This is a genomic window from Paenibacillus allorhizoplanae (genome assembly GCF_927798215.1).
Classification (GTDB): Bacteria; Bacillota; Bacilli; order Paenibacillales; family NBRC-103111; genus Paenibacillus_E; species Paenibacillus_E allorhizoplanae.
Genome location: NZ_CAKMMW010000001.1, coordinates 132,364 through 155,272, shown reverse-complemented (window position 1 = coordinate 155,272; position 22,909 = coordinate 132,364). Strand labels below are relative to the sequence as shown.

Genomic DNA, 22,909 nt, shown 5'->3' with positions numbered 1-22,909 from the left:
TTTGCCGAAGTTTGCGTGTGCTTATGAATTCAAAATCCCATCGATCAGGTCTAATTCCTCTTGGGTAAATGTAGGAACCTTCAAGGCATCAACCGCATCTTCAATTTGGCTGACTTTACTTGCACCGATAAGAGCTGATGTGACACGACCACCGCGCAACACCCACGCTAGTGCCATCTGAGACATTTTCTGGCCACGTTCAGCAGCAAGTGTGTTTAATTGTCTAACCTTCGAAATTCTTTCTTCATTGATATCGGATTCTTTAAGGAATACGCTTGAGCTTGCAGCTCGTGAATCAGGAGCGATACCGTTCAAATAACGGTCTGTAAGAATCCCTTTGAACAAGGGTGAAAAGGCAATCGAACCGATTCCTTCCTCTTCCAACACATCCTGAAGACCATCCTCAATCCAACGGTTCATCATGGAATAACTCGGTTGATGAATCACACAAGGCGTCCCCAGTCGCTTCAAGATACGGGATGCTTCTTTCGCTTCTTCAGGTTTATAGTTAGAAATACCAACATATAACGCTTTGCCTTGTTGAACGATTTGATGCAAGGCAGCCATCGTTTCTTCAAGCGGTGTATTCGGATCTGGACGGTGATGATAAAAGATGTCGACATAGTCTACTTGCATCCGCTTCAAGCTTTGGTCCAAGCTGGCAATCAAGTTCTTCTTGGAACCCCATTCCCCGTAAGGCCCCGGCCACATGTAGTATCCCGCTTTCGTCGAAATGATAAGCTCATCCCGATAGGCAGCGAGATCACCTTTGAGCATCTTCCCGAACATTTCTTCAGCTGAACCAGGCGGCGGCCCGTAATTATTCGCTAAATCGAAATGCGTAATCCCCAAATCAAACGCTCTCTTGAGCATCGTTCTCCCATTCTCAAACGTATCAATCCCACCGAAATTATGCCAAAGTCCTAACGAAATGGCTGGCAGCAACAGGCCGCTGCGACCACTCCGGTTATAAGTCATGGAATCATATCTGGACGTATTAGCTGAATAACTCATCTTTGAACCTCCTAATGGTGTGAATAAATTTCATTCTAGAGATAATTAATTGATAAGACAATGTTCATAAGGATGTTGTTTATGTCCTAATGTCCGTTTATAAGAGCCTATCACTAGTCACAACGTAAAATGTGATATTGCAACTTTGATGAAGAGAGGCTACAATTTTTAGTAAATTCGTACTCGGACTGGATGGTGAGCTTGGTTTGAAAATGCCTTTCATTATACGTCTTTTCAATAGTCGCAAAAGTGCACTTTCAACGATCATCGCCTCCAATTTATTTATCTTATTGATACCGCTTGCAATGGGGCTTTTTCTGTACGCAAAGGTAGAACAAAGCCTGGAGAAGAGCTCGACAAGATCCAATGTGGCCATGCTGGAGCAGCTGAAACTGTCACTCGATAACAAATTATCGGAAGTGGATACGTTGATGCGCCAAGTTGTGTTTGATCCGAAGCTGGATTATATGCTTAGAATTCCTGCAAACTCGACGGATGCGGATAAATACGAGTTTATCCAATTCATGCGGGACAAGATGAGCAAGTATCACAGTATGACCAGCAGCTTCATTTTAGATTACTATGTGTACTTCGCAAGCAGTGATTCAATTGTCAAATCCGATTTGGTGACGAACTCGCGTATCTTTTATTCCCTCTATTACTCTTATAAGAACGTGTCGTACGATGGCTGGCTTAAGCTTTTGGATCAGGAGCATAATATGTCGTACTTGCCGCTCAGTTCGGTATCCAATGGATCGGATCAAACGCCGAAGGATGTTATTACCTATATACAGTCACTCCCCGTTCATTCACAATCTCAAAATCTGGGAAGCTTTATCGTTTTGATCGATGTCGATCAGGTTAAGCAATTGTTTGCGCAGATGGAATCGGCAAGCCATAGTTTAGTCTACATCATTGATGATGCAGGAAAAACGATTATGAGCAACAGTGAGACCCCGTTTCCGTCTGATTTACTAGCTCGTATACATGGCAGTACAGAACCATTTGATTATCGACTGGCGAGTGTAGATCAAGTGGTATCGGTCTCCTCTTCGCAAAAGGCAGGATGGAAATACGTGTCCATTATGCCAAATGATGTTTTCATGCAGCAGGTGAATCAAATCAAGAGTTGGTCAGTCGGTCTATTCATCCTTTGTTTGTTTTCCGGACTCATCGCTGTCAGTATCGGGGTATATCGTACGTATAAACCGCTGCAAAAAACTGTGAATGCCATTATGTCTGGAAAAGAATTGATCAAGCGTCCTTTCTCGAATGAATATGAGTTTATACGGTTAACTGTTGAAGGCTCTATCCATGAAGAGAAACATCTGCGAAGTACCTTGGCACAGCAAACGCCTTTCATTCGAGCGAATTACTTGTCTCGCCTTCTGAATGGTCACATGGATGTAGATATTTCGGCAGCTAATGGAGATTCGCTGCAGTTCATGGATTTGAAATTTGTCAGTGACCGTTTTGCCGTTCTTATCGTGAAGATCGAGGATATTGATTTACTAGGTGAAAATGAGCAGCAATGGGCACATGCCAGATTTATCGCCTCGAATATTGGTGCGGATCTCATCGCGGCTCATCATCGCGGATTTTCGCTAGAGCTCGACCGTGATCGTATTGCTCTACTCATGAATCTATCGGAAAATCGGGAGAAATTCGCTGAAGCGGATATTCGGGAGATTGCTCATTCGCTCTTCACCATCACGTCACAACGCTTCCAAATCGGTATCACCATCGCCGTTGGTGGCATCCATGAAGGCCCCAAAGCCATTCGCGATTCATATCCAGAAGCACTGGCAGCGCTTGAATATCGACTTATTCAGGGTAAACATGCCATTATTTATTATCAGGATATTGTCGATGTGAAGCAGCATTATTATTATCCATTGGAAATCGAAATTCAGTTGATTAATTTTGTACGCAGCGGCGATACCGAAAATGTAGGGAAATTGCTTGATAAAATGTATGCGATGAATTTCGATGCCAATCAGATCACACCAGAGCTAGGCAAAGCTTTATTTTTCAATGTGACGAGTACGCTCTTGAAAATTATGAACGCGACGAATACGAATCAAGAAGAAGTGCTTGGTGCAGACTTTGATCCGATCAGAGAAGTATTCAGTTATCCAACGGCACAGGGGATGTATACGAAAACGAAGGAGCTATACGAAACGCTTACCCGTTCGTTTAATCTCGATCGTTCGGATCACAGTTTGAGTAGACTTCAGGAAATCGTCAGTATTGTGCATGACAATCTAGATGACTCGAATTTGGGGGTTGCACAGATTGCTGAACGTATCCAGATGACACCACAATATTTGTCCACCTTCTTCAAAAAACAGCAAGGTCAGAATCTGCTGGATTACATCACAACGAAACGGATTCAACATGCGAAGCAGCTCATGCAGAACAAAGAACTGACAATTGTCCAAATCGCACAGAAGGTCGGATATAACAATGATGTCGTCTTCATCCGAGCGTTCAAGAAGCTTGAAGGTGTGACGCCAGGAAAATATCGTGAAACGAGCTTAGCGGAGAATACCGGCTCAGACACATAAAGAGCAGCCTTTAGGGGCTGCTTATTTGTATCAAAATAGCTACTGCCGATTTCTAATACGGACTGATGATTTCTCAGAATGCCTGTATTTCTTAGGAAAATACAATGGAAATGAGAACTAGGCAGTATTCATATTGGGACTAGAGAAGCATACTTGGGAACAGGTGCTGACGACGACAAGAATATCGGTGCCAATCAAGTTAAGCGTTGCTCATATTAAAGGGAGGCTAGAAAAATGAAGAAAAGATTAACACAAGTAGGATCTGTTGTATTGCTTTCTGCCTTAGTCATTTCAGTAACCGCATGCGGCGATGATACGAGCAGTACTAGCTCATCGGCAACGCCGCAGTCAAGTGCGGAATCCCAACCGCCCAAATTGACGAAATTGACGTATTGGGTAGCTAATCACTCCGCAGCCTCCGGTCAAATGAAAACGTACGCAGAAATGGGCATGTATAAGGAGCTCGAAAAAGCGACTGGGGTCAAGGTTGACTTCCAGCATCCACCGCTCGAGGTACCGCAAGCACAAGAGCAATTCAATCTCATGATTGCGACAAACGAACTTCCGGACGTCATTGAAGCGAGTTGGGGAGCAACAAGCGGTGCCGTTATCCGTTATCCAGGCGGACCGGAGAAAGCGATTTTAGATAAGAAAATTATTAAGCTGAACGATCTCATCGATAAATATGCCCCGAACCTGAAGAAGCTGCTTGCCGCTCATCCGGATTGGAAAAAGCAGATATCAACAGATGAAGGAAGCATCTATGCGTTCCCGTTCTTACGTGGTGATGATAAAGTCAGAGTATTTTTTGGACCTTCGATCCGCCAAGATTGGCTGGATAAACTGGGCCTCAAGATGCCTACGACCATCGACGAGTGGTATACCGTGCTGAAAGCTTTTAAAGAAAAAGATCCCAATGGCAATGGTAAAGCGGATGAGATTCCAATCTATCTGGATAAAAATTTATTCTCAACCGATGCTCCTTTCCTTGGCGCATGGGGCATTAACTACAGCTTCTATCAAGATGGCGGCACGGTTAAATACGGTCCGATTCAGCCAGAATATAAGGAATTCCTCGCAACCATGAACAAATGGTACAAGGAAGGCTTACTGGATAAGGATTTCGCAGCTCCGAACGATAAATTATTTGATAACAAAATGACGACCAACCTCTTGGGTGCAACGGCATCCTTCAATGGCGGAGGCATTGGGAAATATGCCGGCCTTATGAAGGATAAAGATCCTAAGTTCGATTTGGAAGCGGCTCCATATCCGGTGTTGAAAGCTGGCGACAAAGCGATTTGGGGCCAAAAGGATTTTGCCTATAACGGTGTTGGTGCAGCGATTTCGGCAGTCAACAAGAACCCAATCGAAACGGTGAAATGGCTGGATTATGCTTATGGGGAGAAAGGCGATCTGCTGTTCAACTACGGTGTAGAAGGCACGAGTTATAAGATGGAAAACGGCAAAGCCACGTTTCTACCGGAAATTTTGAACCCGCCAGCGGGAACGAGCATTCAGCAATCGATTGCCAAATATAACCGTGCCACGTGGAGTGCGCCTTTTGTCCTCAGCGATAATTTCCAATTGCAATATCTCGCGTTGCCACAGCAAAAGAAAGCCTTGGAAGTTTGGTCGAAACCAACAGCTGAGCGTAAGATCCCGCTCGTCTCTCCAACCCAGGATGAAAGCAGCAAATTTGCTTCCATCGTGACGGACATTCAGACGTATCAAGACGAAATGCTGTTGAAATTCATCATGGGCGTGGAACCGATTGATAACTTTGATTCCTATGTCAAAAAGATTAAGAGCATGGGTATTGACGATGCGATCAAAATCCAGCAAGGAGCTTTGGAGCGTTTCAATAAACGCTAAGGCATGGTGTAACTGGGGATGAACGGGCGGTTAGGGTTTATCCCCTTTTTCTAATTAGAGACACTGAATGAAAGGGTAGGGGAAACGATGAGGCAAAGCCATGCACCTATAGAGGCCGTAGAGGCCATAAAGACAACGAAAACCTATCGCAATCCGACTGTTCTGGAAACCATACGTAGGGATTTGAAACGGCATTGGTCCATTTATGTCATGGCCATTCCCGTTATTGCGTATTATTTGATTTTTCATTATGGACCGATGTACGGATTGCAAATTGCATTTAAAGACTTCTCCCCAGCGAAAGGGATTTTGGGAAGTCCATGGGTGGGCTTTAAACATTTCGAGAGCTTTTTTAACGGAATTTACTTCTGGCGCTTAATCAAGAATACCATCTTAATTAACCTCTATGATTTGCTGTTCGGCTTCCCGGCAGCAATCGTTCTCGCGTTATTGCTCAACGAAATCCGCCATAGCGTGTTCAAAAGAGTCGTGCAGTCTATCTCCTATTTGCCGCATTTCATCTCGATTGTTGTAGTGGCGGGGATGATGATAGATTTTCTAAGCCGCAATGGACTCATAAATCAAATCCTAGGCAGCTTTGGCATGGAATCGATTGATTTCTTGCAAAAAGAAGGCTGGTTCCGCTTTCTTTTCGTTTCCTCTGGCATCTGGCAAGGTATTGGCTGGGGCTCCATCGTGTATTTGGCGGCTATGTCTACCATCGATCCAACACTGTATGAAGCGGCTAGAATGGATGGCGCAAACCGCTGGAAGCAGACGCTGCATATTACGATTCCAGGCATCATGCCAACGATCGTTATTTTATTTATTTTGCAAATGGGGAATATGCTGACGGTTGGCAGTGAAAAGGTGCTCCTGTTGTACAATCCACTGACCTACGGAACAGCAGACGTGATTTCGACCTATGTGTACCGCAAAGGGGTACTAGAAGCAAGTTATAGCTTTACAGCAGCTGTGGGTCTGTTCAACTCGGTGATCAGCTTTATTCTGATTGTAACGGCCAATAGCTTTGTTAAGCGGATTAGTGAGAACAAACTGTGGTAAGGAGATTTGCATATGAAACTAACCCGTGGAGAGCGTACATTCGGCTACTTCAACATATTATTCATGCTCATACTTTGCGCGGTCACCTTATATCCATTCTTGTATGTGGCACTTGCTTCGCTTAGTGATGCGACATCCCTGCTGCAGCAACGCGGTATTATGCTGGGGCCAGCAGGCTTTGATTTAGGCGCCTATAAAGCCGTTTTCGAGAACCCGATGATCGTGAAAGGGTATCAGAACACGCTTGTATACGTGTTTCTCGGTACGGCGATAAACCTACTTATGACAGCAATTGGCGCTTACGTATTGTCCAGGCCAAATCTCTATTTTAAAAATATCATCATGTTCTTTATTGTCGTGACAATGGTGTTCCATGGGGGACTTATTCCGAGTTACCTGCTCGTGAACGATCTCGGCATGATGAATACCATGTGGGCTATTCTCATTCCAGGTGCGATCAACACGTTTAATATGATTATTATGCGTACTTCGTTTCAAGGCATCCCTGTCAGTTTGGAGGAATCAGCTAGAATGGATGGCGCAGGAGATTGGAAGATTCTATTCCGAATTGTCATCCCGCTTTCGATGCCCGTCATTGCCGTCATGATCTTGTGGTATGCAGTAGGGCATTGGAATTCCTACTTTAACGCGCTGATCTATCTGCGCAATAGGGAAGCCTATCCCCTCCAGTTAGTGCTCCGTGAAATTTTGATCTCCAACAATACGGATTCGATGATGTCAGGGGGAGGCGACGACAAATATGCCATTGGAGAAACCATCAAATATGCTGCAATCATGGTCTCGACGCTGCCAATCATCTGTTTGTATCCGTTTCTTCAGAAGTATTTTGTTCAAGGTGTGATGATTGGAGCCATTAAGGAATAGATACGCGTAGTATCACCACGATAGATAGACAGAAGGAGAGATACGTGTGAGAGGCGTTACATTCGAGAATGCTCCGAGCAGCTGGAATGAGGCTTTACCGATAGGCAACGGACATTTTGGTGGGATGGCGTATTTTGAGGACAACAAGCTGACACTAGCGCTGAATCATTATGAGGTTTATTATCAGAAGCTCCATCGATACAGTCAGAAGTATCGAAATGGGGAAGGACCTGATTTTACACGACAATATGGACGGACTTCTGATGAACTGAGCACATTGGCTACAGAAAGGTATCGTGATCCTGAGCAGAACCCCGTATTTCTATATGGGGATGCATTATCTGACAATAGTATGTATAGAAAATATGGCAAATCCTCTGGTGGAACATCGCACTACCCGACGGGTGAGATAGGGCTCTTTCCTTCAGAGAATCTGGCAGAACCTGATCATTATTCTCTAGAACTTGATGTGGAAAAGGCAGTTATCCATTTGCGAATGGAGAAGGGGCTCGATCAGCTTGACGTGGAGACGAGAATCGCTCAGGATGGCGACTTGGTCATTACCGAGATTAAGCAATCAGCTGCATCCTTGTTACAATCTGTTGCGATGGCAGTTCCCCAAGGGCGATATGTCGATATGAAGGTGACCTATCATGGGCTTGATGATACGACATTCTACTACCAAGGCAGCTTTTATCCTGATGGTGAGGACATGGAGCAATATGAACCGTTTAGATTCATGGTGATGATGAAGATGATCGGGGCCAAGGGACGTGTCGATTGTTCCGCCGGTTCCCTCCGAATTGTACTTGAGGATGCGAAGGAAAACATAACCTTACTGGCAACCGTGGTGACGGAGGAGGAAACGAAGGATCTGCTTCTTACTGCTCAGAGGAGACTAAATGAAGCATCATCTCAAGTACAGGAGCGGATAGCCCATCATCAAGCACATTGGCGCAGCTTCTGGTCGCGTTCCTCCATCTCCTTGCCGGATAAAATGGTGGAAGAACTCTGGTACATCAATTTATACGCGATTGCTTGCTCCAGCGGAAAAGGCGGTAGGATGCGCGAGCAAGCTTGCGGCTTGAACGGATTATGGGATATTAAACAGCCGACCAAGTGGGGCAGCATGTGGTATTGGGATGTGAATATTCAAGCGGCGTTTTGGCCGCTTTATACGGCAAATCACCTCGAAGTTGCGGAAGCTTTCAATGAAGGGCTGCTATCCTACGTTGATCTAGCGACACAGATGTCGAAGCAGTTTCATGGTCTGGAAGGTATTGCCGGAGATTACCCGCATGCGCTGTATGTCAGCATTTGGCCTTGGTGTGCGCAGTTCCTGTGGGACTACTATCGATACAGTATGGACCATGAGTTCCTTAAGGTTAAAGCGTACCCGCTGTTTAAGCAGATTGCACGTTTTTTCGAAGGCTACTTGCAGGTGAATCCGAAGTCAGGACTTTATGAGATATTTCCGGATATTTCGCCGGAACAGGGGCCTTTGACCCGAAACTCAACCTGCAGTCTATCGACGGTCAAATATGTGTTGAACATAGCTGTTGAAGCGAATGCGTTGCTAGGTGAAAATGAGGCAGATCAGCTGAAATGGAAACATTTGATAGACAATTTGGCGCCATATCCAACGGCTGATTCCAAGCGTTATGGGGATGTCCTGCGGGATTCTGAGTGGGCACCAGTTGATTTGCATTTGCGGCATCCATCGCTGCTAATGCCGATTTATCCGATTGGAGAAATCAATAAAGACAGTGAGTTTACGTTGAAGAAAAGAGCTGAGAATACGCTTCATTATGCGCAACATCAGACGGAATATGGGATGTTTCAGTTCGGGTGGCTTTCCTGTGCCGCCTCAAGACTGGGCAAGGGCAATACAGCACTTAGACTGCTGTATGAGCAAGGCATTGACTTATCACTCCGATGCAACGGTCTGTTTGCGGAGGAAACCGAACGTTGGATGAACTACTGCAACATCACGAATGAACCCTTGTACCATCCACACATGATGGAGGCATCAGGAGAAATGGTAGCTGCGGTGAATGAAATGCTGCTGCAAAGCTATCAAGGGGTGATCGAGGTGTTCCCGGCATTGCCTTCTGGCAAGCCTGAACCAGAACGGACGATTGGCTTATATGACCATGCGGTAGAGACGAACGTAAAGCAATATGCGAAATGGCGCAACTGCTCTTTTCGGGGATTATTGGCCGTTGGCGCTTTTGAAGTGAGTGCTGAAATGAAGGACAGTCGCACGACTTGGGTCACGATTCGAAGTAAGGCAGGGAACAAGGTTGTTATGCGCAACCCATTTGATGCGAATAAACAATTCGTAGTTTCATGCAAAGTCGGTTCATCGTGGCGTGCCATGGATGCCGTTCAGGAAAATGAGCGCATTTCTTTTGAGACAGAGCAGGGAGGGGAGTATGCCATATATCCGGTGTTGGCAGCTTTCCAACCTGAGCTCTATGCAGTGGAGTCTACTAGCCTAACGGTGAAGAAGAAAGATCCCTTGGTTCATGTAGCCCATACCCATCGACGAGTATTCCTTGGTAAAAACCGAGACACGCAGCACTATCGAATGCTTGATCATTTTACTTTCGATTATTATTCGGGTAATTATCGTGAATCCAGACTAGCTGCCTATCGGCTGGATTTTGGTGTAACCACACATGTATTGGAGAAAGATTACACGAAAGTGCTGCCAAGACAGGTCCATATGGAGGGCGTTCTTGGTCAAACGTTTCGTAAAATAACGCCAGATGCTATGTTCCAGTCTTATACCGGGATCGGATGGGAAAGTAGAGATCATCTCCACGCGTTGGATCGTGGTGAGCCTGACGAGCTGCGGAGGGACTTTATCGGCGGAACGTGTGAAGCCACGTTTATCGTGGAGCTTCCAAAGGGACGTTATGATGTGCTATTCGTAACTGGGGATCAGAGAGAACCATCCTATACGGAGATTGAGATCGTCCAGCACAGCAGATGGAAGCCCGAATTGGCATTGAAAGCCGGACAATATGCCACAGAGATACTGCCTATCACCCAGAGAAAGGATGGATATGTGAGAATCAAATTCAACAGCTGCAACGGTATGGCGTGGCGAGTAAACGTGTTGATCATCAATAAAAATTACACGTACTTATAGAAGAATCTGCTGAGAGGGGGTGAGTTATTTCTGATGAAGGTCAAGTGGTTGTTGCGGGGCAAATATGAATAACATGGAGGTTACGGTATGCGTGTTAATAAGAAAGTGACATTGACAAGATCACTTGCTATTCTGTCATTCCTAGCGGTTCAAACATTGGGGGGATTACAGACAGCGTCTGCTGCAACAGAGAAATTCCCAACGTATGTACAGAATACAACCGTTCCAAGTCTCACATCGGGCCGAGCGGATATTGCCGGTTCTGCGTTCGTCGACAAAGATGGGGATTTTCACTGGATGTATTCACTGGCCGATTACTCAGCATCGGACAGCGGAGGGTCGTGGATTAAATACAATACGAATACGGACATGGGAACCCTGAACACCAATTGGGGCACGACAACCATCTATAATTCGTATTGGAATCGACCGGGAACCTTCAATTATAAGATTGATGAAGCTTATGGCATTCCAACGCCTTACCAGGATGATCATAATGATGGTATCGGCGTCTGGATTGATCCAGATACAGGGTATTGGTATGCATTAATCAATGATGAGTATCAATTCTCGCCATTTGCTACGAACAATCCGACGAACAATGAGCGGATTGCCACGGGTATTCATAACAATCGGGTTCTATCCACCTACTCGACAGACAAGGGAGCTACCTGGCAGTTAATTGGGCAGGTTGCCACTTCACCATGGAACGATAGCAACGAAGCCGCAACCAGTACGAACTTTCCTGGCACGACTTGGTCATATGGTGTGGCAGGCACTCGTTTTTTTGTCGATAATGTCAATGGTTACTTCTATGCTCTCTACAACAATCACATAAATTGGAAACCAGGGTATAGCAACATCCTCACCTACTTCAGTCTTGCTCGATCTCCAATCTCTGCCAAAATGGCGGAAGGCTCTTGGGATGTATGGTATAACGGGACATGGACCCGATCCGCACTGAAAGGTTATGCAGGTTGGATTGGTAGTCCAATGGGTGCTGGTAGTGATCATAATCTGACCGTCAACTATACACCAGCTACAGACAGTCTGACTTTAACAGGTACGGGTATGGACGGTTCCGCCTTAAATATCACCTATACGAAGCTAACAAGCAGTGGAGATTTCACCTTCCAAGATCTCGCAGGCAACACTTATACGGCCAATAAGACCAATGGAACAATTAAAAATGCGAGCGGTACCAGCATTCCTTCTGTCTCCTACTCAGATCCGGCGCTGGATGCTACAATAACCGTTTATATTAAAAACAGCCAAGTTTGGATTGACCAAGAAAATAACTCCACAGGATACCTGACTTCCATTCAAGCCGGATCAAGCGGCAATGCCGTATTCAAAAATACGGCGACTCAGCGATTGTTCCTTCCAGTCAATACACAATACCAAAATGCCTTCTCCTATAATGCCTATAGTGGCAAATACCGCTCCGTCGGCTATGACGGGTACGTTTACGAGACGGATGATTTAGGTAAACCAGACACATTCAAAGTGGTAGGTAAACTTCCTTCAACGGTAGGTAGCTATTTGTCTCAAATCGACACAGGCAGTCTGACTAATCAACAAGTTAGCGGGTATTCTTTCCGAACAATTTCCGATTTATCGGGTTCCCAGAAAAATTATACAACAGCGGTACCAAGTGCAGGACAGACGTACTACTCAGCAAATAATCCGCCAAAGGATCAGAATGGCACGGCGATTTCGACCTCTGCAGCTTATACCATCGCGATAGGTGGAAATACGCTCCAGGATGGAACTGCTGGGCAGCAGTGGCAATTCGTTCCTGTTCCTGATGAATTTGATGCTACCAAGAACAGCGGGTTTTATCGCTTACAGAACATCTCCACAGGTAAGTATTTGAAGGTGGCTGGGTCAACGGCGCCAGCAACGCGGGCGATGGGTGCGACAGTGATTACTGGTGCAGCCGATGCCAATGCCAATCCGAGCGGAAATGGTGGCAATGGCGCAGCAAGCGGCAGTGATCAATGGTATCTTTTGCCTATCGGAAATGCAACACCAGCCTATCTCACGCCATCTTCCTCTACCTCCACGATCACAGCAGCAACTAATACTAGTCTAAATGGCATTACGACCTATCGACTGGTGAACCGAGCAAGTGCGCTTGGTGTCGAGTTTTCTTCAGGTCAAGCAAGCATTCAGAGTATCAAATTTGGTGGAAGTAACCCGCAAGCGATGAGCATCACCCCAGTTGCATCAAATCCAAATTTGCCATCGATGCCAACAGGGTTAAGCGCAACGGCAGCCAATATGTCTCAGATCAACGTTAGCTGGAATAATGTTGCAGGAGCTACGGGGTATGACCTGGTCGTTGATGGCGCATTGGTAAGTAACGTAAGCAGCCCATACACACATACAGGACTTTCGGCTGGTTCCACACACACGTATACCGTAAGGGCCAAGAATAGCCAGGGTTCAAGTATGTGGAGTTCATCTGTCAGCGCGACTACAGGTACAGGTATTGTCTCACAAGGCAAGACAACGACGGCAAGCTCCTTTCAAACAGGCAATGAGGTAAGCAATGCCAATGACGGAAATACAACATCTACCCGATGGGCAGCCGTTACGAATACGAATCCGCAATGGTGGAAGGTTGATCTAGGCAGCTCCATGCCGATCTCCAAACTAGAAAGTCACTGGTACAACAGCTCGTCCTATCCTAGATCCTACCAGTATAAAATAGAAGGAAGTCATGATGATGTGACGTATACAACGATCCTTGACCGGAGTAGTAATACCATACAAGGTTTAACGACAGATACATTCAATGTCACTTACAGATATGTCAGGGTCACTGTAACAGGCTCCAGTTACAGCGGTGGAAGTGCTTCTGCTTATGAATTCAGAGTATTTGAAGGCACAAACCCAACAGGGCAAGTTGTTTCACAGAGCAAGACAACGACGGCAAGCTCTGTCCAAGCTGGCAATGACGTTAGTAATGCGAATGACGGGAATACCACCTCTGCCCGGTGGGCGGCCATCACCAACACGTATCCGCAGTGGTGGAAGGTCGATTTAGGCAGCAGTATGGCACTTACCAAGCTTGAAAGTTATTGGTACAACAGCACAACCTATCCAAGGTCGTACGCGTATAAAATTGAAGGCAGCAATGACGATGTGACCTATACAACCATTCTTGATCGAACAAGTAATACAACGCAAGGCTTGACTACAGATACCTTTAGCGGCACTTACAGATACGTCAAAGTTACCGTAACGGGTTCAAGTTACAGTGGCGGAAGTGCTTCGGCCTATGAGTTTAAGGTGTATAATTAATTGAAAAGAAGGCCCTCTGCCACATACGTAGCTAGGGGCCTTCTTTCATTTAACCCTTATTAATTCTTGAATTGCATCGCATAGAGCTTCGTGTTTTTCATATAGTACTTCACAGAGATCGTCTGACCAGCGAGGCTGGATAAGCTGCTGCTGCCACCCCAAGTTACAGTCTGATTGATTGAGCTGCTTTCATAACCGCTGGTATAAGGCAGTGTCCAGTTAGCCGGGAGAGATCCCGACAACGTCTCGAAGCCCGCGTTGGCTACGCTAACCGTTGCAGCTTCAGCTTTCGGTGCAGCTAGGAGAGGTAATAACCCGATTAACAGGGAAAGGGCAGCTATGAGGCGCAGTAGGGCTGCTGGCTTACGAGGCATAATGATTCCATTCATCCTTGGTTCCCTCCATCGATTCGCAGCGCTATGAATCGCTGCTCATGCACCGCTTGATGTCGGATCTAGGTGACGCTTTCATTCCGTTATTGTTTTATTCACCTCCCACCTATCCAATGTAATTTCAATAATAGGCGTAAAAACAGGTTCAAAAAAAGGTCGAAATTTTCGGATAGTAGTGTGATTTCCTTGTATTTGGTAGACGAAATTCACGTGAGATGCTACAAGGATAATAAAGGGGAGTAGGATTCATGTTAAGAAGGGTCTTTGGTATACCCGTTCAGGATAGGAAGTGGGTTTGGAAAAAATTTCTTCAAGCGTAGTTATTGAGGTGATATACTAAAATGAAACCACGGTTTTATTTTAAGGGAGAAGGTGAATGGATGCAAGTGAATGGTAGTTTAGTTGTCCAGAACGGTACGCTAATTACAGCTAACAGGTTAATCCCAAATGGGGTCGTTCTAATTGAAAGGGGCTTCATTACCGATTTCGGGGAAGCGGGAGAGGTAGTGGTGCCAGCTGACCTACCTGCCGTGGATGCGAAAGGCGCCTATATTGCCCCAGGCTTCGTCGATATTCACTGTCATGGCGGCGGTGGGGTATGGTCGTGGGAACATCCCAATGCGTTTGCGCTGGCGCATTTGAAACATGGGACAACAGCCATCCTACCTACATTTACTTACAATGAAAGTCGGGAACAGGTACGAGATGGGCTCCAGACGATTCTAGAGGCCATGGATTCAAAGGAGCCGTTCGCCAACGCAATAGTCGGTATCCATATGGAAGGGCCATATATTAATAAAAAATACGGCGCCATCACCTCGCCAATCCGACCTGTTGATCCGGTTGAATACGAGGAAATTCTGCGAGTAGCTGGCGACCGCATCAAGGTATGGACACTCGCACCGGAGCTGGAAGGACAGGAAGCCTTCGTGAACGAGGCAGCGAAATATCAGATTTCGTTATCTGTCGGTCATTCCGAGGCAACTGCGGAAGAGATTTTCCGGTTTGTCCCTCAAGGTCTGCGTATTGGCTGTCACTGTACGAACGCATCGGGTACGACACCTTCTCCGTCTAGATATGGTGGAACACGCGAAGTGGGCGTCGATGAAGCTGTCCTCGTGCATGACGACATCTATGCGGAAGTCATTCCGGATTCAGAAGGCGTTCATGTGCGTCCCTTGATGTTGAAACTGATTCACAAAACCAAAGGAACAGACCGTGTGATCATCATTACGGACGCCATGCCTGAAGCTGGCGTGGACAATGGAAATGGTTCGGATTTGAATTGGAACCATCTCGGACATTTGGCGGGTAGCCGCCTAACGATGGATATGGCCGTTCGCAATATGATGAGACATGCAGAAGTAGATCTCGTGGATGCGTTCCGCATGGCCTCGCTAAATCCAGCTCAAGTCATTCATATGGATGATCAGATGGGGAGTATTGAGCGAGGCAAACTGGCGAACCTGATCCTTGTAGATGGAGAAATAAACATACAACAGGTGATTTTGCAAGGCCAACTCTTGCGCTTATAAAAAAAGTCGGCATGCCGCTATTTCTTAGAAATAGTTGAGAAAAAATGGTAGTCATATCCTTGAGTGATTTGATATAATGCAAATAAATGAAACCAAGGTTTTATTTAATGAAACCTAAAGGCGGTGCAGTTGTGAGATTACATTCAGGGCAGGAAACGCTGGATACCCCATCGATTGTCATTGATCTTGATCGATTGGATGCTAATTTGAAGCGAACGGCTGAATTAGCTGCCACAGCGGGCGTCCGATTAAGACCACATACGAAAACGCATAAGAGCGTTTGGATCGCGCAAGAGCAGCTGCGACATGGGGCTTCTGGCATTACGGTTGCGAAGCTTGGCGAAGCAGAGGTCATGGCGGAAGGCGGCATGGATGATATTTTAATCGCTTACCCGATCGTCGGGCGATTGAAGCTCGAACGCTTGGCACGGCTGCTGCAGCGAATCCAAGTGTCGGTCAGCGTGGATAGCTACGAGGTGGCCAAGGGATTGTCGGATCTCGGTGAACATCTGAAGCTGCGTGTGCCACTTTACGTAGATGTGAATAGCGGTTTAAACCGCTGTGGGAAGGAACCTGGTGAAGAGACAGCGGAGCTGGCGCTGGCGATTGCGAAGCTGCCGGGCATTCGACTGGCTGCACTAATGACCCATGCGGGTCAAGCATACAGCAAGAGTCGTGCCGACGATTGCTTGGAAGTAGCGCTAGCTGAAGCGGAAGCGCTGTTGGAATCGCAACGCGTGCTGCGGCGCTTGGGCGTAGATGTGCCGGACATTAGCGTCGGTTCCACACCGACTTCAAAGTTTATCGGCGCCCTCGCTGGCTTAGGCGTAACGGAGATGCGACCTGGCGCGTATGTTTTCGGCGATGGTTCGCAGTTATACACGGGCCTTATTGAAGAAGAGGAATGTGCGATGAGCATCTATGCCACAGTCGTCAGTACACCGAGACCGGGAACGGCGATCATCGATTCTGGCTCGAAGACGTTATCGAACGACAGCAGTGCTCATCGAAGAGGCTTCGGTATCATCCCGGAGCTGCCTGACATTTATGTCGAGCGGCTTAGTGAAGAGCATGGTGTTTTATCGGTCCCAGAAGAAGTTACACTGCAAATTGGTGACACGGTAGCCATTATCCCCAATCATTGCTGCGCCGTAACGAATCTGCATGATCGGCTGCTCGGCATGCGGAAGGGGCAGATTGAACGAATCATTACCGTCGATGCAAGAGGGAAAGTTACCTAGCTGGCCTATCTACACCTTACCTATAAAGGAGATTGATACGAATGTCACAGCAAATTCATACGAACTTGGCACCAGAATTTCCTCTTCCCTTCTCTCAAGCGCTCCGCGCGGGCGATTTCGTTTATGTTTCGGGTCAAGTCGGCGTAGATCCCACAACGCGTGAAGTGGTCGGAGAAACGATCGAAGAACAAACCATACAATGTTTACGTAATATTGAAACGATCCTCGCAGCAGCCGGACTTTCCCTCGATCATATTGTCAAAATGAATGCCTTCGTGTCCAGACAAGAAGATTTTCCAAACTACAATAAAGCTTATGAAAGTATCATGAAGCGGCCTTTTCCTACAAGAACCTCAATTGGTTGTAACATTGGAAGCTATTTGGTAGAAATTGATGCCATTGCATACGCGGGTTCTATTCGCGGAGAAAGCAACTAATATGAGCAGCCATCAACTTCGGATTGCGGTGGCTGGCATTTTACATGAAACGAATACATTTGCTCCCGGATTTACCGACATTGGACATTTCCGAGAGCAGTGGACAGTTGGAGGCGAGGCATTTACCGCAAGGTACGCTGGAACTCGAACGTCGATGGGTGGTGTTATCGCGGCAGCCGAGATGCAAGGCATCGCGTTGGTTCCTGGCCTGTATGTCGCGGCAACCCCAAGCGGCATGGTCGATTCGGCAACGGGCGACGCGTTAATCGAAGCACTTGTCGAATCACTCGACAGTCAAACGGATGGGCTCGTGTTAATCATGCACGGCGCCATGGTGTCGGAGCAGTACCTTGACTATGAGGGTGAATGCCTCCGACGTTTACGTGCTAAGGTGGGAGAGGATTTTCCAATCGCAATGACCCTCGATCTACATGGCAATATAAGCCAAGAGATGGTTCAACAGGCAGACCTGATTGTTGGATACGATACGTACCCGCATGTAGATATGTATGAGCGGGCAATCGAAGCCTTCGGTTTACTTGTCCGAACAATCCGTGGGGACATTCGCCCGGTAAGGGCACTCGCTCATACGGGAATGCTTGTAGTTCCGCAGGGCATGATGACCGAGGAAGGCAGTATGAAAGCACTGATGGAGCGTGCGTTTGGCATGGAGCTTCTGCCTGGTGTGCTGAACGTGACCGTGGCTGGAGGCTTCCCATACAGTGATGTGCCGGATGCAGGGATGTCATTTGTGGTGACGACAAATGATAATGCGGAGCTAGCTGAGCGTTGTGCAGCGGAACTTGTGCAGATGGCCACTTACGACAAGGCAACATTCAATGTTTCCTATGTCACACCGCGTGAGGCGGTAGATGAGGCATTGGCACAGCCAGATGGACCGGTTATCTTATCGGAAGGTTCGGATAATGTTGGCGGTGGTGCCCCAGCAGATGCTACGCATCTCCTTGCGGAACTGACGACGGTACCACGCAAAGCGTTGATCGTGATTCGCGATCAGGAAGCGGTGGAAACCGCATGGCGAATGGGTGTTGGAGGTGTATTTGCAGGTGAAATCGGAGGCAAAAGCGACACCTTGCACGGCAAGCCTGTCGCGGTAAAAGGACGGATTCGGTTGTTGTTTGATGGTCATTACCGACATGCCGGACCGTATATGACGGGCCAGCAGGCCGAAATGGGGAAGACAGCCGTCCTCGAATGCGGACAGTTGACCATCATTTTGACCGAGAAGCGGGTCGCTCCTTGGGATGTGGGTCATGTGCGCTCAGTCGGCTTATGGCCGGGGGATTATCATATTATCGTAGCCAAATCGGCGCTTGCATGGCAGACGGCGTTTGGAACATTCGCGAAACATGTTATCAACGTGGATTCACCGGGCTGCTGCAACGCTAATCTTAGGCATTTTTCATATAACCATGTACATCGGCCCGTGTATCCATTGGATGCGGAGCCACAACCGAGATTCGGATTGTATGCCTGACACCTTAGACTTTTGTTGACGAAACTACTCTCCGAGGACATCAGAATGAGGAGGCGTTCCCCTATGAAAAATGTTGAGAAGTCGAGGCATAAATACACCGAATCGCAAGCCTATTTGGCTGGTGGGGTCGCGAGCTCCCTTAGAAGCGCTATGAAGCCCACCCCCTTGTTTGCATCCAAAGGATCGGGGCCGCGCATCTGGGATGTAGACGGCAATGTCTATATTGATTATTTGCTTGGCTACGGTCCATTAATCTTGGGTCATGCGCATGAAGCAACCACGGAGAGCGTCTATGCAGCGATGAAACGAGGGATTACATACGGTCTTCAGCACGAGGGAGAAATCGAACTAGCACGTACGTTAACAGAAATTTTACCCTGTGCAGATAAAGTGGCCTTAAGCGGTTCAGGCACGGAAGCGGTCATGTTGGCGCTTCGCTTAGCACGTGCTTATACGGGTAAACGCAAAATTGTACGTTTTCATGGTCATTATCACGGGTGGTCGGATACTATTTTCACGTCATTCCCAAGCTCGGATATGCGTCAGTCCGATACAACTGCCCTAGTCTCTCCTGTGGATCAAACCATATTACCAGGAACGAGTGGACAGAGCGAGATTGCGCTGAAAGATATTATCCTGTTACCGTGGAACGACTCTGCTGCGCTGGAGACAGCTTTACGTGAACATCACGATGACATCGCTGCCGTTATTTCAGAGCCAGTGATGTGTAATTCTGGCTGCGTTCTCCCGAAACCGGGCTATCTGGAGCAGATGCGCAACCTAACGAATGAATTGAGCATCGTCATGATTCTCGATGAAGTGATTACTGGATTTAGGCTTGGCCTGAGTGGTGCTCATGGCAAGTTCGGCTTGAAGCCTGATCTGGTAACGATCGGGAAAGCATTAGGAGGAGGGATTGCCGTAAGCGCGGTCGCTGGCTCGCAAGACATCATGGCGCTAATTGAGAATGGAACGGTGAGCCACCTCGGTACATTGAACGGAAATGGTGTTGCGACCGCGGCTGCCTTGGCAACCATTGCGGAGCTTTCCAAAGATGAGGGTGCGGTTTATGCGAAAATGATAAAGAACGCTGATCTGCTGGTTGAAGGTATTCGCCGCTTGCTCGCCAAGCACAGCCTTCCTGGTATCGTCAACCAGATTGGTCCGGTATTTCATATGATGTTTACGCAGGAGCCTAAAGTGGAAGATTTTGCTGCTTTCACGCAGCGGGATGCTGCGAAGTACTCCGAATTTTCGAGTAAAATGTTGGAGGAAGGCGTGCTCGTCAGGTCGAACGGACTGTGGTATCTATCCGCTGTGCATGGGGAGCAAGAGATTGAAGAAACGCTGGCAGCGGTCGATCGAGCGCTAGCTCATCTATAAGGGGGACATCACATGAGGCTGAAAGACTCGATTGCTCTCATTACTGGCGGTTCAACAGGCATCGGCAAAGCGACGGCTGTCAGGTTCGCTGCAGAAGGCGCCAAGGTCGCTATTACAGGCCGAGATAAAGCAGCGCTGCAAGCAACAGCTGAGGGAATTGCAGCCCAGAACGGCGAGGTCATTTGGATCGACGGAGACGTGCAGCTGAAATCGGACGTCAATCGCATGCTCGATACCGTACTGAGTCAATGGGGCACCATCGATGTACTGGTTAACAATGCTGGTATTTGCAGCCCGGCTGCTTTCCTTGACATCGAGGAATCGGAGTGGGATAGACACATGGCAATTAATTTGAAGGGAACCTTTCTTGTTGGGCAAGCGGTTGCTAAAGTGCTGGTTGCACAGGGAAAAGGCGGTTCCATTATTAATATGTCCAGTGTGAACGGCTTAGCTGCGGAAGGTGATCAAGCCCATTATAACGCAACGAAAGGCGGCATTAACTTGCTCACGATGTCGATGGCGCTTGAGCTAGCACCGCTTGGTATTCGCGTCAACGCTCTGTGCCCAGGATTTATCGAGACACGGCTCACGAAGCCATTGATCGACAATCCAACTGCTTTTGCGCCTTATTTACGAACGATACCCATGGGTCGTGCCGGAGTACCGGAGGAAATCGCAGATGTTGCCTTATTTATGGCGACGAATGATTCGCGGTACATGACAGGCCACTGCCTCGTCGTTGATGGGGGTCAACTCATTAAGCTATCTTGACAAAGGAGATCAAACGAAATTATGAGCAAGGATACAGGAGAGAAACAGGAACGCTATACGATTCAATCGATTGACAAAGCGTTGGATTTACTGGAGTTGTTGGCCGAACACGGTTCCCTAAATTTATTGGAATTAACGGATTTGCTGGATCAGCCCAAATCTTCAACCTACCGGATCGTGTTAACGCTTGAGAATCGAGGATTCATCAGCAGAGATGACGAGAACGGTAAATACTGTCTTGGTTATAAACAATTGATGTTGACGCGAGGCATGTTAGAAAGAAATACACTGCGATCGGCAGCGCTTCACGAAATGAAGAAGCTTTCTGAGAGGTATGGCGACACGATTAATTTGGGGGTGCTCTTGGAGGGCGAAGTGCTATACGTCGAAATTCTGGAAAGTACACAGCCACTTCGGATGACCGATACGGTGGGATCCAAATCACCTTTCCACGCGACAGCGATGGGAAAAGCGATGGCTGCTTATTTACCAGAGGAGAAGGTGAAAGAACTGATTGCACTTCAAGGATTGCCTGCGCTAACCAAAAATACGATTGTTTCAGAAGCGCAATTTCAACTGAAGCTGCAGCAGGTTCGTGAGCAAGGTTTTGCATTGGATGATCAAGAAATTGTGGAAGGCGCACGTTGCTTAGCCGCACCGATATTCAACATGTACGGAAACGTAGAGGGAGCGGTTAGCATGTCAGGTGCAATGCACCGGTTTGCAGATGAGGTCATTCCTGAAATGGCCGAAAGTATGAAGGCAGCAGCGAATCGAATTTCTCAAAAGCTAGGATATCCATCTGTGAGTTGAGAGGAGAATTCACATGCAACCATTGCGCATCGCTGTGCTCGGTATGGTGGATGGGAACGGGCATCCTTACTCCTGGAGCGCCATGTTTAACAACTATGACAAGGAAACCATGGCCGAGTGCCCGTATCCTGCTATCCCGGGCTATTTAGCAAAAGAACCCGAAGATAAGATTCAAATTCCCGGAGCGAATGTCACTCATATATGGACAGATAATCCTGCAGATGCCATTCATGTGGCGAAAGCAGCACGAATTCCCAACGTCGTAAGTCGCCCTGAGGATGTCATCGGGCATGTGGATGCTGTGTTGATCACGACAGATAAAGGGTATGAGCATGTGGAGCGCTGCCGCCCCTTCGTCGAGGCAGGACTGCCTATATTTGTCGATAAACCGCTGGTAGATAATGAGACTGATTTGAAGCAATTCCAGCGATGGGTACGTGATGGCGCCAGAATCATGTCTTCCAGTTGCATGCGCTACTGCAAGGAGTTCATGCCATATCGCACGTCCATTCATTCGTTAGGACAGCTCCGCTTTTCTAGTATCACTACTTGCAAAAGTTGGGAGCGGTATGGGATACATGCCGTGGAGTCCATATATCCCATACTTGGACCAGGCTTTATCTCCGCTCAGAACACAGGTACGAAGGAGCGAAACATTGTGCTTTTCAAACATCGCACCCATGGTGATGTGGCTGCGATTGCGATTGATGACATGTACGGATCGCATGGCATACTGCAGCTGTACGGTACAAGTGGAAGCGCAACAGTTACGATGCAGGATACTTACCATGCCTTCAAGTCACAGCTTGAAGCTTTTGTCTCCTATCTTCGCACGGGTGAGAGACCGTTTCCTTTTAGTGAGACCGAAGAGTTAATGCGTATGGTGATTGCCGGCATTCGAAGCCGAGAAGAGAATGGAAGAGTTGTCTTGCTAGAGGAGATTGCTGCAGATTGATGCGGCGGACCA

General features: G+C 47.3%; 16 protein-coding genes. 14 read left to right on the top strand and 2 right to left on the bottom strand.

Features of this window, described 5'->3' with window-relative positions; all coding sequences use genetic code 11:
* Nucleotides 1-21: 21 nt before the first annotated feature.
* Nucleotides 22-1,014, bottom strand: a complete 993-nt coding sequence (locus L6I86_RS00540) for an aldo/keto reductase (protein ID WP_236283965.1) — start codon at nucleotides 1,012-1,014, stop codon at nucleotides 22-24.
* Nucleotides 1,015-1,226: 212 nt separating this feature from the next.
* Between L6I86_RS00540 and L6I86_RS00535 the strand changes: the two genes are divergently transcribed.
* From L6I86_RS00535 to L6I86_RS00510, 6 genes are all read left to right on the top strand, one after another.
* Nucleotides 1,227-3,581 carry a helix-turn-helix domain-containing protein gene (locus L6I86_RS00535; RefSeq protein WP_236283964.1) on the top strand — a complete coding sequence of 785 codons (2,355 nt, stop codon included), beginning with the start codon at nucleotides 1,227-1,229 and terminating at the stop codon, nucleotides 3,579-3,581.
* Nucleotides 3,582-3,815: 234 nt separating this feature from the next.
* Nucleotides 3,816-5,456, top strand: a complete 1,641-nt coding sequence (locus L6I86_RS00530; RefSeq protein ID WP_236283963.1) for a type 2 periplasmic-binding domain-containing protein — start codon at nucleotides 3,816-3,818, stop codon at nucleotides 5,454-5,456.
* A gap of 87 nt (nucleotides 5,457-5,543) precedes the next feature.
* Nucleotides 5,544-6,521 carry an ABC transporter permease gene (locus L6I86_RS00525; protein WP_236283962.1) on the top strand — a complete coding sequence of 326 codons (978 nt, stop codon included), beginning with the start codon at nucleotides 5,544-5,546 and terminating at the stop codon, nucleotides 6,519-6,521.
* Nucleotides 6,522-6,533: 12 nt separating this feature from the next.
* A complete protein-coding gene (locus L6I86_RS00520; RefSeq protein WP_056619957.1) occupies nucleotides 6,534-7,406 on the top strand; it encodes a carbohydrate ABC transporter permease in 873 nt (290 codons plus the stop codon).
* A gap of 46 nt (nucleotides 7,407-7,452) precedes the next feature.
* Nucleotides 7,453-10,563, top strand: coding sequence for a glycosyl hydrolase family 95 catalytic domain-containing protein (locus tag L6I86_RS00515; protein ID WP_236283961.1), 3,111 nt, complete (start codon nucleotides 7,453-7,455; stop codon nucleotides 10,561-10,563).
* Between the two features lie 87 nt (nucleotides 10,564-10,650).
* Nucleotides 10,651-13,872, top strand: coding sequence for a discoidin domain-containing protein (locus tag L6I86_RS00510; RefSeq protein WP_236283960.1), 3,222 nt, complete (start codon nucleotides 10,651-10,653; stop codon nucleotides 13,870-13,872).
* Nucleotides 13,873-13,931: 59 nt separating this feature from the next.
* Here L6I86_RS00510 and L6I86_RS00505 read toward each other — a convergent pair whose 3' ends face one another.
* Complete coding sequence (locus L6I86_RS00505) at nucleotides 13,932-14,261, bottom strand: hypothetical protein (RefSeq protein WP_236283959.1); 330 nt, start codon at nucleotides 14,259-14,261, stop codon at nucleotides 13,932-13,934.
* A 344-nt stretch (nucleotides 14,262-14,605) separates the two neighbouring features.
* On the opposite strand from L6I86_RS00505, the gene L6I86_RS00500 reads away from it, so the two are divergent.
* The 8 genes from L6I86_RS00500 to L6I86_RS00465 all read left to right on the top strand — a co-directional run bounded on the left by L6I86_RS00500 (nucleotide 14,606) and on the right by L6I86_RS00465 (nucleotide 22,897).
* Nucleotides 14,606-15,799 carry an N-acetylglucosamine-6-phosphate deacetylase gene (locus L6I86_RS00500; RefSeq protein WP_236283958.1) on the top strand — a complete coding sequence of 398 codons (1,194 nt, stop codon included), beginning with the start codon at nucleotides 14,606-14,608 and terminating at the stop codon, nucleotides 15,797-15,799.
* A 131-nt stretch (nucleotides 15,800-15,930) separates the two neighbouring features.
* Nucleotides 15,931-17,040, top strand: a complete 1,110-nt coding sequence (locus L6I86_RS00495; protein WP_236283957.1) for an alanine racemase — start codon at nucleotides 15,931-15,933, stop codon at nucleotides 17,038-17,040.
* Between the two features lie 41 nt (nucleotides 17,041-17,081).
* Nucleotides 17,082-17,477 carry a RidA family protein gene (locus L6I86_RS00490; RefSeq protein ID WP_236283956.1) on the top strand — a complete coding sequence of 132 codons (396 nt, stop codon included), beginning with the start codon at nucleotides 17,082-17,084 and terminating at the stop codon, nucleotides 17,475-17,477.
* Between the two features lies 1 nt (nucleotide 17,478).
* Nucleotides 17,479-18,975 (top strand): M81 family metallopeptidase, encoded by a 1,497-nt coding sequence (locus L6I86_RS00485; RefSeq protein WP_236283955.1) that lies wholly within the window; start codon nucleotides 17,479-17,481, stop codon nucleotides 18,973-18,975.
* A 63-nt stretch (nucleotides 18,976-19,038) separates the two neighbouring features.
* Entirely contained in the window at nucleotides 19,039-20,358 is a 1,320-nt protein-coding gene (locus L6I86_RS00480; protein ID WP_236283954.1) for an aspartate aminotransferase family protein, read from the top strand.
* Nucleotides 20,359-20,370: 12 nt separating this feature from the next.
* Entirely contained in the window at nucleotides 20,371-21,129 is a 759-nt protein-coding gene (locus tag L6I86_RS00475; RefSeq protein WP_236283953.1) for an SDR family NAD(P)-dependent oxidoreductase, read from the top strand.
* A 21-nt stretch (nucleotides 21,130-21,150) separates the two neighbouring features.
* Entirely contained in the window at nucleotides 21,151-21,942 is a 792-nt protein-coding gene (locus L6I86_RS00470; protein ID WP_236283952.1) for an IclR family transcriptional regulator, read from the top strand.
* A gap of 13 nt (nucleotides 21,943-21,955) precedes the next feature.
* Nucleotides 21,956-22,897, top strand: coding sequence for a Gfo/Idh/MocA family oxidoreductase (locus L6I86_RS00465; RefSeq protein WP_236283951.1), 942 nt, complete (start codon nucleotides 21,956-21,958; stop codon nucleotides 22,895-22,897).
* The last annotated feature ends 12 nt before the right edge of the window (nucleotides 22,898-22,909 follow it).